Raw genomic sequence first — 12,570 nt, 5'->3', positions numbered from 1 at the left:
GGCCTCTATGCTACAAGATCGGCATCAATAGACGGCGGTGCCAAGTCTATAGCGTTCGAGCCCTTGGCTGAAGAAGCCTCGAATGTGGTCGCCACGTCGGCTGCCGACGCCGGATGGTCCACCAGCCATCGCGCTTTCTTGGTCATCGGTGAGATTCCTGGATGCAGGGCTCCAACGCAGGATGACGGAGACAAGCACGAGCGCGTGCGGACGAGACGTGGGATCGGCACTGTTGGTCAACGCCTGAAGCGCCGAACGAACGAGGGGGCAAACCATGACCGCCACCGACCGCTACAGCGCCCTCCGCCGCCGTCTGCGCATGACGCAGCCGGAGATCGCCGTCGACCGCTTGGCGGCCCGGCTGCGCGGGCGCGCGCTGACTGACCTCGCGGAATTTGCAGAACTGATTCAATGACCCGGACCGACGCCGAACTGGAGGCCATCATAATGGCGAGGACCGCCGACATCTTATGCCAACAGCTCTCCGTCGTCGACGGCGTGTGCCGTGTCGAGATCTACGACCCGCCGGGCGCGGACGACGAGAACTGGGCCGTATCGCTCACAGCGTCGCCCGAGCGCGTCGAGGGGGAGTTCTATAGCAAGGGCGGCGCGCGCGGGACCGTCGTCTCGAACCCCGTCGACGCCCACGCCGCACGGGACGACTACGAACGGTTCCTGCGCGATCCCGCGTCCTGGTCGCGAGAGCTGTGGGCCGAGTTCGCCAAGTTCGACGACGTGCGGTGGGTCATCTTCGGCGAGACGTTGAAAATGTTGAGGGCATGATAGCCGACGCTCGCATGGGTCAGCGACCCTACACCTCAAAGTCTCTGGCTATTGTGGATCCGGTCCATCCTGAAAGTTCGAGGATGCCCGCCCTCCGTTTTGTCGATCGCGTGCAGGTATCGCCGGGTGTCGGCCTCTCGAGTGCGGCCTGAGCACCGCGGCGGGGACTGGAAGGTCTACGGTGCATTTGAGCACCGCCTCCCCGAGGGACTCGACCCGAAGAACGGGCGGCATGTCGAGGAGGTCCGGATCTCCCTGTCCGCCCCCGTGGACGACATACGGGCCGCCGAAGAAGCGGTCGCCAAGCGGCTCGCCGAACAGATGCCTTTCACGGAATACCCTGAATGGATTGCCAGCCCGCGCCGGCGACGGCAGGACCCAGAAGCACTGTCACCGCACCAAGGCGCAATCAGAACAAGGCGATGGCCGCACCGCAGAAGAGAAGGAGCGCGACGGGGTCGATGCTTGCCAGGCTCGGGACGTCGAGCGTGAGCGGTCCGACCCGAACCTGGTAGACCTCCCGGAACAGCACGTGCAGGCCGAACCAGAGGGCCAGATTGAGGATCTGTGAACTACGACACAAGCCCTCGTTCTCTCAGCTCACGAGGGCGGCGAGGTTCGTGCGGATCCGTTTTGCCATCTCGCCCTCGGGAATGCCGAATGACGACGCCAGCATTGAGGTGGCCCTGCCGACATCGGCTGGCCGGGCAGCGTCGTCTCCCTCTCGCGCGAACGGACCGTCTGTCTCCGTCAGGATCCGGTCGATCGGGACCACGGTCCTGACGATGGCCGACATCCGGTCGGACTGCATCATCGCCGCGTTGATCGAGAACCAGCATCCAAGGTCGACGGCTCGCCGCGCTTCGGCCTTGCTGCCGGAGAACCAGTGCAGGACGACGTTCGACCGTCCCCGGGGTAGGTGCGCCTCCACCATGTCCAGAACCAGCGTGGCCGCGCGGACACTGTGGACCGAGAGCACCTTGTCACCGGCAGACGCGCACGCCACTAGGACGCGTCGGAACACCTCGCGCTGGCGCTCCAGGGAACGGAAGTGGGCAGGTCCGGCGTCGAGGCCGACCTCTCCGACGTACCGTGTCTCGGGAAGCAGCGCCTCGAACAGGGCGATCTCGTCCCCGTGGTCCGCGACAAGCTGCGGGTGCAGGCCGAGTGCCGCCCTGACGTGTCGGGTCGCCGAAGCGAGATTGTGGTTGCGCCGCCAAGCGCGAGGCGTCGTCGTCACGGCGAGGGTGTAGAGCCCCGCCGCGTCGCACTCGCGCACGAGCTCCTCGAAGTCCGGGAAGAGGTCGAGGTGGCAGTGGAAGTCGACCAGGGCCTCAGCCATCGCGACCATCAAGCGGCCTCGCCTCGACGTCTTCGAGGACCTCGGCGACTTCCGCCATGCCGCGTCGGTAGACGCCGACGAGGTCTGGCACGATGGCGGCGTCCTCCAGCAGCGGGCCCGGCTTGTAGACCCATGTCTCGGGCAGTTCCGGCCTCTCCCGAAGGCGGGCGATCGCGTATTGGAAACCTCGCACCTGCCGTCCCTTAGCTTTGGTCGTATCGAGGACCTCGGAGGTGAGGTCGTCGAGTGCATACCCGGTTTCGTCCCTGCCGTCCCACGGCGTCCGCAGGAGCGAGGCGCGACGGATAATGCAGGGGAGGCAGTAGCCGCAATGGGCGTGGTCGCCCGCATACCAGCGCCTCGTCGACGGGTGCGCGCAGGACAGCGACCAGCGGCGCCAGCGCCTCGAGGGCGGCCGGGTTCGCGCATCCGTCGACCATCTCACCCTTGGTGCGGTCCCAGTAGGGGTTCACGACGCGGCCCCGGATGCCGACGGTCGCGAGCAGCTCGTTCCAGCGGTGGATGTAGAACGGATGCGTCGTCCGCGTGCTGTTGCTTCCCACCCGCGTGACGTCGAGCGGCACGTTCAGGAAGATCAGGCCGTTCTCCGGAACCCGGAGGTCGAACGGTCGGGCGAACGCCGACCCGGCGAACGCCGCGGCCGCGAAAAACAGGAAGGACCGCCCGCGGGTGGAGTTCTCGCCTCCGATTCCGGCGACGAGGTTGCTCGGGATGGTCATGGCCAGGCGGAGCCGGACCGGACGCGCGTGATCTGCCTGACGGGCCGCGAGCTCGCGGAACAGCCTGCCTTGGGGCGCGCTCACGCCGCCTTCGCCGCCGTGGCTGACGAAAAGGGGAACCCCCCCCTCGTGAAGTTCGTCGACTGCCCCGATGAGACTGTCGAGACCGCCGGAGAACAGGGAGACCCCCGTGAACGGATGTCGTGTCCGCGATCTCGGCTGACGCGACAGAGGCGGGCGGCCGGAGCGAGGCAGGGGCGGAAGCGGACCGCCCACAGGTCGCCGGTCAGGAACCGGAGCATGCGCTCTAGGGGGGCGGTCGCCCGATCCCAGACGGCGACGTCGGAGACGGGAACGACGATGCTGATCTCACGCATCCACCCGTCCTGTGAGGCCTGCACCCGGTTCAGCCGCGTGTCCGCGGCATGGACGTGGGCCGCCAACGTGATCAGGTCGATGCCGACCGCAGTGGGAGTCAGGTGCCAGCCAGCGAGGTGCTTCAGGGCGCGGTCCACACCGAAACGCAGGCTTCCCGCGGCGTCGAGGAGGTCGAGAGTGGTCGCGACCGTGTCCACGGCGCGCGGCGGCCGGAAGGCGTCGGCGGGCCCCAAGCGTCCGAAGATGATATGCTTGGTCATGCGTCGCCTCTCTCTGGACCGTCGGCGTAGCCTTCGAGTACGCCCATGGCCATTGTATAGATCCGTTCGATCGCCGAACGGACGCCGGCACCGGACATCAGTCGGCCGACCCCCGCCATCGCGGACCTCACCGCGCCGTCGACGAAGTCCCGGACGTCGGCCTCGGCCGACGCCGCGTCCTCGATGCTGTCGGGAAGGAGCACGATCCCATTGGCCACCGCGTTCTTCAGTCGGTTGTCGATCGTCCCGACGATGAACCGCTCGATTTATGCGCGGTATCCCAAATGAGGTTGATGCATATCGCTACTGCGGCGGCCATCAGCCTCGGCTTTGTCGGCCTCGCCGCGGCGCATGAGTTCAAAGCTGGAGGTCTCACGATCGACCATCCGTCATCCCGCCCGACACTGCCAACGGCGAGGGTCGGGCGGGGTACTCGTCCGTCAGCAGCAGCGATGGAAGTTGAGCAGATCGGCTACCGTCGCGGGCAGGTTCGCGAGCCACGAGTAGCCGGTGGAGGACGGCGTCGCACGGATGCGTCCTGTCAAGGACGAAATCCTCATCAGGCCAGATGCGACGGTCACGCTCGATCCCGGGAGAGGCGCCTACCCGTGGCGGTGAAACGCTGCGGGGTGAACGCAGCAGGACGAACTTAGCGCAGTCATGAGCCTTCGAGCGTTTCCAGAACCGCGCAGTCCGGCACATCACCTCCCGAACATCGGGCCGCCGCCGCCGCAAGCACTATCTCAATCCGTCTGAGGTCTGCAATCTTCGTCCGCACGTTCGAAAGGTGGCGTTCGGTACGCTCCTTGATCTCCGCACAAGTCTGGTCGCCGCCGTCAACGAGGTCGAGAAGCCCCCGAATCTCCTCGATCGAGAACCCAAGCTCTCTGGCGCGCAGGATGAATTTCAGCCGCGAGACATGATCCGAGCCGTAGACCCGGTAGCCTGCCGCCGTGCGCGGCGGATCGGGCATCATACCGATCTTCTCATAATAGCGGACGGTTTCGAGATTGCAGCCGGTTCGTCGCGCCAGCTCAGCGCGCCGCAGACCCCTCCCGGACGCGTGATCGCTCATCGCGAAAAACCCTCTTGAGCCTGTAGTTGCTACAGACCTTATAGAAGATCGAGCGGAGGATCGAAAGGCGAAGATGATGAGCATCACGAACCGGGAACGTTGGCATCCCGCGGAGGAAGTCGGAAGCCGCCGGAAGGACTGGTTCGCGGCCGGAGGTGTCACTGGGGCGGTCTTCGCGTCAAGCTGCTGCATTGGGCCGCTGGCCCTTCTCTCGCTCGGCGTCTCGGGCGCATGGATCGGCAATCTGACTGCGCTCGAGCCCCTGAAGCCCTTGTTCGCAGCTATCGCGCTCCTCTTCATCGGCCTCGGGTTCCGGCAGGTCTACTTCCAGCCGAACACGATCTGCGAGCCCGGCTCCGTCTGCGCCCGGTCGCGATCAGCACTTCTTACCAGGACAGCTCTCTGGTCCGCCACTGTCCTAGTGCTCGTCGCGATCACGATCGACTGGTGGGCGCCGCTTCTTTACTGAGCAAGGAGGCTTTTCATGAAATCCTATTTCGCTTCCACCGCCGCAGCCGCAGCCGTCCTATTGGGGGCGCCGGCGATCCTGGCGATTCAGAGTTTGCCAGCCGCCGGTCAGACGGCATCCGCGCAAGCCGAACTCAAGACCGTGGTGTTCGACGTGGAGAACATGACCTGCGCGACCTGTCCGATAACTGTCCGTCTGGCCATGGAGGCCGTCGAGGGCGTGCGCTCCGTCAAGATCGATTTCGAGGCGAAAACCGCCACCGTCGTCTTCGACCCCGCGATTTCCAATACCGCGGGGATCCGCGCCGCCTCGACGAACGCCGGGTATCCGGCAGCGGCGCAAAGCTGACGTGCGATGAAGGATCGCACCATCACCAGGTCCGGCATCGTTGGCGCCGTGGTCGCCGCGATCTGCTGCTTCACCCCAATCCTCGTCATTGGCGTTGGCGCAGTCGGCCTGTCGGCCTGTCGGCCTGGCTCGGTTGGCTCGACTATGTGCTCTTGCCGGTGCTTTTCGTCGCGCTGGGGCTGATCGCCTACGGTCTTTGGCTTCAGCGCCGGGCGGCAGATTGCTGCACGCCCCCACTCGATCGAATACCGAAGGACGATGACATGGATGCATGCTGCTCAATGCCCCGCCAGGGCAGCTACGATCTCGCGGTGGTCGGCGCGGGTTCGGCCGGATTTTCCGCCGCCATCACCGCCGCGGACCTCGGCGCGCGGGTTGCCCTCATCGGCCACGGAACGATCGGCGGCACCTGCGTGAATGTCGGCTGCGTGCCGTCCAAGACAATGATCCGAGCGGCGGAAGCGCTGCACGGCGCCAGTGCTGCTGAACGGTTCCTGGGGCTCACGTGCGGAGTTCGGGTAACCGACTGGCCGTCGCTCATCGCAGCGAAGGACGATCTCGTTGCAAGCTTGCGGCAGAAAAAGTACGCGGACCTGCTGCCGGACTACGAAGCCGTGGACTACATCGAAGGCCAGGTGCGCTTCGAGGGCGACGCCCTCCTGGTCGATGGTGCGCCGCTCAGTGCGGGAAAAGTCATCATCGCAACCGGGGCATCGCCGGTGATCCCGGACATCGCCGGCATCAGGGACGTGCCGGTCCTGACCAGCACAACGGCGCTGGAACTGACCGAGCAGCCTGCCTCGCTCCTCGTCATCGGCGGCGGTTACATAGGCTGCGAACTCGCGCAGATGTTCGCGCGTCTGGGAACTGCGGTGACGCTCGTGACGCGGTCCCGTCTCCTGCCCGAAGCCGAGCCCGAGGTTTCGGAGGCGCTGACGGCCTATCTTAGGGACGAGGGCGTAACGGTCCGGACCGGAGTCTTCTACCGTCGCATCGCGCGTCACGACGAAGGGGCCGTGCTCACCGTGCTCTCCGAAGGCAGGGAAGTGACACTGAGCGCCGCCCGCGTTCTGGCGACCACAGGCCGGCGTCCCAACGTGGAAATCCTGAACCTTACGGATGCCGGCGTCGAGCTCGACTGGCGCGGCGCGGTCGTCGTCGACAACCGCATGCGGACCACCCGGCCCGGCGTCTATGCCGCGGGCGACGTCACCGGGCGCGACCAGTTCGTCTACATGGCGGCCTACGGCGCGAAACTTGCGGCGAAGAATGCGCTGAACGGCGACAGCCTGGTCTACGACAATGGAGCCATGCCTTGGGTCGTGTTCACGGATCCTCAGGTGGCGGGCGTAGGGCTGACCGAGGCCGGTGCACGCGCCGCGGGATGTGACCCAAAGACCTCGGTCGTCCCGCTTGATCAGGTGCCGCGGGCACTGGTCGCCAGAGATACGCGCGGGCTGATCAAGCTCGTGGCCGACGCCAGGACCGACCGGCTGCTCGGTGGCCAGATCCTCGCGCCCGAGGGCGCCGACAGCATCCAGACACTTTCGATGGCGTTGCAGGTCGGCATGACGACGCGGGCGCTCGGTGAAACCATCTTCCCATATCTCACCACAGTGGAGGGCCTGAAGCTCGCCGCACAGGGATTCGGCAAGGATGTGGCTAAGCTATCCTGTTGCGCCGGTTGAAACATCGCGCCGCCCAAGACGTTTGCGACGCAGCGAAATGCAATGCCTCATGACCGCCCAGCACGCGCCCTGGGCGGTCTCGCCCGACGATACGGAACAGAGGGAGCAGCGTGTCCGACCGGACCCGCCCTTCCGGGCCGAGATATTCGCCGACTACGCAGGTCTCGATGTCGACGAACCGGAGACGATAGCCGCAGGCATGGCCCTCCACTACACCTCCAGCGTTGGCAGGGGACCGGTCTACTGCGTGATGCGCCGGACGGCCGGGATGGACTCGCTCGGAGCGGTTGCCGCCGGCGGCGTGAGAATGTCCGTCATCCTGCAGGGGTCAATGACCGACGCTCTCGGTCTCAGCCCGCCGGAAAGGGGGCGCGAGCTCCGGGATTGGCGACGGCCTCGCATGGACTTTCGCCGCGGCGGTGGCATCGGCCATTGTCAATTTCCGCTCTGACGAGGAGTCGGCCGAGCAAATCGTTCCCGAGATTCCGGGAGAATGGCGGCTGCGCCGGGCCGGTTCAGACCGACGTCCCGAAGCCGGAGAACTCTGGGACGCTCATCGAGACGGCGATCGGATGACGGATAGTCGCCCAGGAATGCCGCTCCCGACGCTGGGCGGAGCCGACGTCCTCTGCGACATCGGCGCTCCGTTCGGCTGGACAGCCTCGCGGCGGCGCGTCCGCCAACTTCAAGGAAAGGAATGAACCATGGCTATCAGCTACGATCTTCTGATTATCGGCACCGGGACGGCAGCGATGGTTGCCGCGATGCGTGTGCGCGCGGCGGGGTGGAGCGTGGCGGTGGCGGATTTCCGCTCCTTCGGCGGCACCTGTGCCTTGAGAGGCTGCGACCCCAAGAAGATGATGATCGGCGGCACCGATGCGGCCGACCACGCCTGGCGCATGCAGGGCCATGGCGTGGAAGGAGATACCCATCTCGAGTGGCCAGGTCTCCTCGCCTTCAAGCGCAGCTTCACCGTTCCGATTCCGGACAAGCACGAGCAGCGTTACGAAGAGAAGGGCATCGACACCTTTCACGGACGGGCGCGGTTTACCGGACCGAACACGCTCGACATCGGAGGCACGCCGGTCGAAGCGCGACACGTCCTGATCGCTGCCGGTGCGGAGCCGCTGCGGCTCGGAATCCCGGGCGAGGAGCACCTCATCGACAACGAGGGTTTTCTGGAGCTCGAGAGGCTGCCCAAGCGGATCGTGCTCGTCGGCGGCGGCTACATCGCTGCGGAGTTCTCCCACATCGCCGCCCGCGCCGGCGCCAAGGTGACGATCTTCCAGCATGGCGAGCGCATGCTGAAGCACTTCGATCCGGACCTCGTCGGCTGGCTGATGGACAAGTTTCGCGACCTTGGCATCGACGTTCGGACAGATGCAGAGGTGACCGCGATCGAGAAATCCGGAGAAGGCTATCGAGTTTCGGCGATGGACCTTGACGGCGAACTGACCGTAGAGGCCGATCTCGTCGTGCACGCCGCCGGGCGCAAGCCGGCTCTCACCGACCTCGATCTCGCCGCCGCCGGGATCAAGCACGAGAACGGGCGGCTCGTCCTGAACGCGCACCTTCAAAGCGTATCCAATCCGACGGTCTACGCCGCCGGCGACGCCGCTCAGATGGGACCGCCGCTCACCCCTGTTTCGAGCCATGACGCCAAGGTCGCTGCCGCCAATCTGCTCGAAGGCAACAAGCAGAGGCCAAACTACGACGGCGTGCCGAGCGTCGCCTTCACGATTCCGCCGATCGCCGCTGTGGGGCTCACCGAGGCCGAAGCGCGGGATAAGGGCATGAAGTTCGGGATGAAGAGCGCCCGCGCTGAGGGGTGGTTCACGGCGCGTCAGGCGGCGGAGAAGATCTACGGCTTCAAGGTGCTGGTGGACAAAGAGACCGACCTCGTCCTCGGGGCGCACTTGGTCGGTCCGCATGCCGATGAGGTCATCAATATCTTCGCACTTGCGATCCGCCACGGGATCACGGCCGAGAAGCTCAAGTCGACCATGTTCGCCTATCCCAGCGGGGCGTCCGATATTGGATCCATGCTATAGACGTCGAGGGGGCGGGGCTGTCGCGGCCTATCCGGCGGGAAAGTTCACCCTAAGGTATCAACACTCCCGCTAAGCGTCTCGACGCCGGAATTGGCGTCCTTCAGCGCCGCAATGTAATTACGCGGGAAGAGCAAGTGGTTGACCGTTTCCATGCCCATAAAGTCAGCGATCTTGTTCGTGAAAGTCGAGCAGTTATAGGCGACGGCGTGCCAGAGCGGGCTGTTGCCCTGAAGCTGCCGGATCCGGCCAAGGATACGCTGATACTCTTCCGGTGTGAGTGCAATGGTCATCTCGTTCTGAAGATATCTAATCTCGGTGTCGCCGTCCGAGAAGCCGGTCTCGGATGGGACCGGGGCGATATGGCCCATGGTATAGACAGCGTTGCCGCCTGCGGGGTGAAGACCGGCGATCTCGGTCATGTTCGAGATGAGGACTCCCCCATTGTCGTAGGGGACGTTACCGCGCGAATCGAGTTCGCCGAAGGCGACGAACGAATGGCCGTAGCTTTCAGCATTACGGGCACGGAAAGAGATGAAATAGGGCTTCGCCAACTGGCCAACGGCGCTTTGCCCCGACCAGGGTGTGAACCGAACCTGCTGATCGGTCCCGGCGAAGCTCGTGGCAGGAGCACCGACCGTCATGTTCGAATTCGAAGAAGTTGATGAGCAACCGGCAAAGGCCGCGATCAAGATTGCGATCGCAGTGAATTTCGCAAGAAACTTTGCCATGTCGGTCGATCCCAAACGCGTCGTTGTTCAGCCACTCCGGCCTGAGCATTCACGACTTGCTGTGAAAATATGGGTGAGGAGCAAACCCCTAGTGGCTGACTAAGGCCTAAGTAGGGTGGCGTCTAGGAAGCGGAGCGTGAGAGGACGACTTTCTTGAGTTTTCCGGTCCGTATTCTGGGGATGAGATTGAGAAGGCCCGCTTCCTTTGGCATCTCCGCCGCGCGCTCGCGCATCCCGAAGTGTCTTGGCCGGCAGCTCGAGGGTAGCGTGACGAGCGAGAACGCTGATCCGTTTGCATCCAAGAGCAAGGTGACGCCTTTCTTGAGTGGACGGTGCGCCCATCGGAAAAATTTTCCGATTTCATTGCCGCCATGCCTTCCGGGTACGTCGCATCAAACCAGGATACCGGACTCGAGTATGGACGTCTCTCTGAGATCATGATATCGATACCTCAATGACGTTGCACCGATCCCATGCTTGGATGCCAGCTCGGCTGCTGACCGCTTTTGCGGTTGTGCTGAGCATGCTGTTTGCGTCAGTCGGATCGGTTGGGGCGGATATCCCCACAATGTCCACGCAGCCTCCTGCCTTGTCGATGTCCGCTCAATTGGATGTCAGTGGGATGAGGGAGCATGTGCGCGATGGCGACCATGCTCCGTCCAAGGCTCATGACCACAAGGCTGTCGGCGGAAGTGACTGTGCGACGCACTGCGTTACGGCCGTCCCGCAGGCCGTCGGGCCGACCGACGCCGTGCCGGTCAGCCGCAGTCTGTCCTACCCGCTCCTCTCGGCGGATCTGACCGGACAGTCCGGACCCACCACCGAGCGTCCTCCTCGAATCTGATCGTCCAGGGCTTTTCTCAGCCTTATTGCGTCTTCCGGCCATTCCTTGGTCGCAAGAAGCGTGGACGTCAGGAATTCGCCCACGGCGAAGCCTGATCCTCTTCCTCCATGACCGGTTCCGCGAGGCGCATCTCGCGGCGAACGGTATGGCGTTCAGGTTCAACAATGAGATTCTCCATCATTGCCGGCATCCTGCCCGGCCTGCTTCTGGCGGGCTGTGCGGACGCTGCTCGGGGTCTGCCCGAAACAACCGTATTCCCGTCGCCTGAGGACCCGAGCATTCCCGGCGGAACACTTGGCCAAGCTTCCGTCGTCGGTGCCTATACCCATCGCATTGTCCGCGAGCCGGCAGGCTTTCGCGGTACGGGCGTAGATATGGCGCCCGTTGCCGGCCGGGAGCCGGCACTATGAGGCCGCTGTTCAAGGTGAGCAGCGTCCTTCTCCTGCCGCTGATCATGTCCGGCTGCGTCGCGGCTTCGGAGACATTCGAGCCGGATCTCGGCTTCAGTGTCGTGTCGGCAGACGCCGGACGCCGTCTGGGAAAGCAGACGGTCTGGGTCCAGGATCAGGCGCAGGCTGCGGCGGCCAACGAGCGGGTCCGGAACCTGCTCGCGGCAAAATATATCGGCGCCGACGCGGCCGTGCAGGTCGCCCTTCTCAGCAACAAGGCGTTGCAGGCGGACTATGCAGAGGTCGGATTGTCGGTTGCCGAACTCTGGCAGGAAGGGCTCGCCGTCAATCCGAGGCTTTCGCTCTCCTACAGCGGGATTGGCGTCGGACGGACGATCGAGGGGCTGATCGCCGCCAACATCATCCGGATGATGACCCGGGAACGGCGCCTCGACGTCGCCGAGGTCCGGGTCCTCCAAGCGCAATTGCGGGCCGTCGATGCAACGCTGGCGCTTGCGGCCAGAACGCGTGAGGCTTGGATCGAGGCTGTCGCGGCCTGGGAGACGGTCGCCTATCTGAACCGTGCGAAGGTCGCCGCGGACGCTGCCGCGGAACTGGCCAGCGAACTGGGCCGGACCGGAGCGATGCCGAAGGTCGAGCAGGCCCGCGAACAGGCCTTCTATGCCGAGCTGACCGGGCGGACAGCCGAAGCGCGATTGGCCGCGCAACTGGCGAAGGAAAAGCTCTTCCGGGTGATGGGCGTATGGGGGAAGAATCTCGATTTCGAGGTTCCGAACGCATTGCCCGCACTGCCCGGCAAGCTGAAGGCCTTCAAGGCGATCGAGGCGGAGGCTCTTCGCAACCGGGTCGACCTTCAGGTCGCGCGTCTCGAACTCGAGGCGCTGGCGCGGTCCTACGGCCTGACCGAGGCCACGCGATACGTGTCGGACCTGGAACTGGCTGCCGGCCTGGAAGTGGAGAAGGAAGTCGAAGAGCAGGAGGACGGAACTGAAGAAACGAATAACGTTGTTTCGGGTGTCATCGAAGTTGGGCTCGAAATCCCGATCTTCGACAGCGGGCAGGCCCGGCTTCGAAAGGCGGAATTCCAGTACCTGAAGGCCGCCAACCAGTTGGCAGCCAAAGCCGTCGATATCCGGTCGCAGGCACGCGCTGCCTACAAGGCCTATCGCGGCCGCAGCGAGATCGCCCGACACTACCGTTCTCGCGTCGTGCCATTGCGGACGACGGTCGAGAAGGAAGCTCTTCTCACCTACAACGGGATGATCACGAGCACCTTCGATCTCCTCGCCGATACGCGGGCGAAGCTCGACGCGATCCTGCTCTCCCTCAACGCAAAGCGCGAATTCCACCTCGCCGACGCCGCTCTCACCGCGGCCGTCTACGGCGGTGGCGAAGATGCGCCCGAAGCCGCTGGTGACGCCGAGATGGCGTCCGCCTCCGGCGACGATTGATCG

At 64.7% G+C, this 12,570-nt stretch carries 17 protein-coding genes; 8 read left to right on the top strand and 9 right to left on the bottom strand.

Features of this window, described 5'->3' with window-relative positions; all coding sequences use genetic code 11:
• Positions 1-5 precede the first annotated feature (5 nt).
• Positions 6-146, bottom strand: a complete 141-nt coding sequence (locus tag MF134_RS19900; protein WP_154653361.1) for a hypothetical protein — start codon at positions 144-146, stop codon at positions 6-8.
• A gap of 128 nt (positions 147-274) precedes the next feature.
• On the opposite strand from MF134_RS19900, the gene MF134_RS19895 reads away from it, so the two are divergent.
• Together MF134_RS19895 and MF134_RS19890 are read left to right on the top strand one after the other, a co-directional pair.
• Positions 275-415: a hypothetical protein gene (locus MF134_RS19895; protein WP_255341182.1), complete on the top strand. Its 141-nt coding sequence runs from the start codon at positions 275-277 to the stop codon at positions 413-415.
• Positions 412-783: a hypothetical protein gene (locus tag MF134_RS19890; protein ID WP_009209162.1), complete on the top strand. Its 372-nt coding sequence runs from the start codon at positions 412-414 to the stop codon at positions 781-783. The genes MF134_RS19895 and MF134_RS19890 overlap by 4 nt, the downstream gene beginning before the upstream one ends.
• 409 nt (positions 784-1,192) lie before the next feature.
• Here the strand turns inward: MF134_RS19890 and MF134_RS19885 are convergent, their stop codons facing one another.
• The 7 genes from MF134_RS19885 to MF134_RS19855 form a co-directional block, all read right to left on the bottom strand.
• The gene (locus tag MF134_RS19885; protein WP_154653363.1) at positions 1,193-1,366 is read right to left on the bottom strand and encodes a hypothetical protein; all 174 of its coding nucleotides are present in this window, start codon (positions 1,364-1,366) and stop codon (positions 1,193-1,195) included.
• Between the two features lie 12 nt (positions 1,367-1,378).
• A complete protein-coding gene (qatD, locus tag MF134_RS19880) occupies positions 1,379-2,134 on the bottom strand; it encodes a Qat anti-phage system TatD family nuclease QatD (protein WP_009209164.1) in 756 nt (251 codons plus the stop codon).
• Positions 2,118-2,318: a hypothetical protein gene (locus MF134_RS19875; protein WP_024352277.1), complete on the bottom strand. Its 201-nt coding sequence runs from the start codon at positions 2,316-2,318 to the stop codon at positions 2,118-2,120. The genes qatD and MF134_RS19875 overlap by 17 nt, the downstream gene beginning before the upstream one ends.
• Before the next feature lie 10 nt (positions 2,319-2,328).
• On the bottom strand, positions 2,329-2,949 hold the full coding sequence (locus MF134_RS19870) for a hypothetical protein (protein ID WP_009209165.1): 621 nt from the start codon (positions 2,947-2,949) through the stop codon (positions 2,329-2,331).
• Entirely contained in the window at positions 2,946-3,503 is a 558-nt protein-coding gene (locus MF134_RS19865) for a hypothetical protein (RefSeq protein WP_009209166.1), read from the bottom strand. The genes MF134_RS19870 and MF134_RS19865 overlap by 4 nt, the downstream gene beginning before the upstream one ends.
• A complete protein-coding gene (locus MF134_RS19860) occupies positions 3,500-3,721 on the bottom strand; it encodes a hypothetical protein (RefSeq protein WP_024352278.1) in 222 nt (73 codons plus the stop codon). Before MF134_RS19860 ends, MF134_RS19865 begins: the two co-directional genes overlap by 4 nt.
• Before the next feature lie 440 nt (positions 3,722-4,161).
• Entirely contained in the window at positions 4,162-4,578 is a 417-nt protein-coding gene (locus MF134_RS19855; protein ID WP_009209168.1) for a MerR family transcriptional regulator, read from the bottom strand.
• Positions 4,579-4,654: 76 nt separating this feature from the next.
• On the opposite strand from MF134_RS19855, the gene MF134_RS19850 reads away from it, so the two are divergent.
• The 5 genes from MF134_RS19850 to MF134_RS19830 all read left to right on the top strand — a co-directional run bounded on the left by MF134_RS19850 (position 4,655) and on the right by MF134_RS19830 (position 9,134).
• Entirely contained in the window at positions 4,655-5,047 is a 393-nt protein-coding gene (locus tag MF134_RS19850; protein ID WP_148233769.1) for a mercuric transporter MerT family protein, read from the top strand.
• A 15-nt stretch (positions 5,048-5,062) separates the two neighbouring features.
• Complete coding sequence (locus MF134_RS19845; RefSeq protein ID WP_024352279.1) at positions 5,063-5,395, top strand: heavy-metal-associated domain-containing protein; 333 nt, start codon at positions 5,063-5,065, stop codon at positions 5,393-5,395.
• Positions 5,396-5,541: 146 nt separating this feature from the next.
• The gene (merA, locus tag MF134_RS19840; protein ID WP_009209170.1) at positions 5,542-7,083 is read left to right on the top strand and encodes a mercury(II) reductase; all 1,542 of its coding nucleotides are present in this window, start codon (positions 5,542-5,544) and stop codon (positions 7,081-7,083) included.
• Between the two features lie 49 nt (positions 7,084-7,132).
• Positions 7,133-7,534 carry a hypothetical protein gene (locus MF134_RS19835; protein WP_024352281.1) on the top strand — a complete coding sequence of 134 codons (402 nt, stop codon included), beginning with the start codon at positions 7,133-7,135 and terminating at the stop codon, positions 7,532-7,534.
• 253 nt (positions 7,535-7,787) lie between these two features.
• Positions 7,788-9,134: a dihydrolipoyl dehydrogenase family protein gene (locus MF134_RS19830; protein ID WP_009209172.1), complete on the top strand. Its 1,347-nt coding sequence runs from the start codon at positions 7,788-7,790 to the stop codon at positions 9,132-9,134.
• A 44-nt stretch (positions 9,135-9,178) separates the two neighbouring features.
• Here the strand turns inward: MF134_RS19830 and MF134_RS19825 are convergent, their stop codons facing one another.
• On the bottom strand, positions 9,179-9,862 hold the full coding sequence (locus tag MF134_RS19825) for a hypothetical protein (RefSeq protein ID WP_035695289.1): 684 nt from the start codon (positions 9,860-9,862) through the stop codon (positions 9,179-9,181).
• Between the two features lie 1,250 nt (positions 9,863-11,112).
• Between MF134_RS19825 and MF134_RS19820 the strand changes: the two genes are divergently transcribed.
• Positions 11,113-12,567, top strand: a complete 1,455-nt coding sequence (locus MF134_RS19820; RefSeq protein ID WP_009209175.1) for a TolC family protein — start codon at positions 11,113-11,115, stop codon at positions 12,565-12,567.
• Positions 12,568-12,570: the final 3 nt, after the last annotated feature.

Source organism: Jiella marina (assembly GCF_024359545.1).
GTDB lineage: Bacteria > Pseudomonadota > Alphaproteobacteria > Rhizobiales > Rhizobiaceae > Jiella.
Note: the sequence above shows the minus strand (reverse complement) of the source record. Positions and strands in the feature narration are given on the sequence as shown.

What these genes read in the sequence shown, in the direction of transcription:
- MF134_RS19900 (WP_154653361.1), bottom strand. Translation starts at nt 146, where the DNA reads ATGACCAAGAAAGCGCGATGGCTGGTGGACCATCCGGCGTCGGCAGCC.
- MF134_RS19895 (WP_255341182.1), top strand. Translation starts at nt 275, where the DNA reads ATGACCGCCACCGACCGCTACAGCGCCCTCCGCCGCCGTCTGCGCATG.
- MF134_RS19890 (WP_009209162.1), top strand. Translation starts at nt 412, where the DNA reads ATGACCCGGACCGACGCCGAACTGGAGGCCATCATAATGGCGAGGACC.
- qatD (WP_009209164.1), bottom strand. Translation starts at nt 2,134, where the DNA reads ATGGTCGCGATGGCTGAGGCCCTGGTCGACTTCCACTGCCACCTCGAC.
- MF134_RS19865 (WP_009209166.1), bottom strand. Translation starts at nt 3,503, where the DNA reads ATGACCAAGCATATCATCTTCGGACGCTTGGGGCCCGCCGACGCCTTC.
- MF134_RS19855 (WP_009209168.1), bottom strand. Translation starts at nt 4,578, where the DNA reads ATGAGCGATCACGCGTCCGGGAGGGGTCTGCGGCGCGCTGAGCTGGCG.
- MF134_RS19850 (WP_148233769.1), top strand. Translation starts at nt 4,655, where the DNA reads ATGAGCATCACGAACCGGGAACGTTGGCATCCCGCGGAGGAAGTCGGA.
- MF134_RS19845 (WP_024352279.1), top strand. Translation starts at nt 5,063, where the DNA reads ATGAAATCCTATTTCGCTTCCACCGCCGCAGCCGCAGCCGTCCTATTG.
- MF134_RS19835 (WP_024352281.1), top strand. Translation starts at nt 7,133, where the DNA reads ATGACCGCCCAGCACGCGCCCTGGGCGGTCTCGCCCGACGATACGGAA.
- MF134_RS19830 (WP_009209172.1), top strand. Translation starts at nt 7,788, where the DNA reads ATGGCTATCAGCTACGATCTTCTGATTATCGGCACCGGGACGGCAGCG.
- MF134_RS19825 (WP_035695289.1), bottom strand. Translation starts at nt 9,862, where the DNA reads ATGGCAAAGTTTCTTGCGAAATTCACTGCGATCGCAATCTTGATCGCG.
- MF134_RS19820 (WP_009209175.1), top strand. Translation starts at nt 11,113, where the DNA reads ATGAGGCCGCTGTTCAAGGTGAGCAGCGTCCTTCTCCTGCCGCTGATC.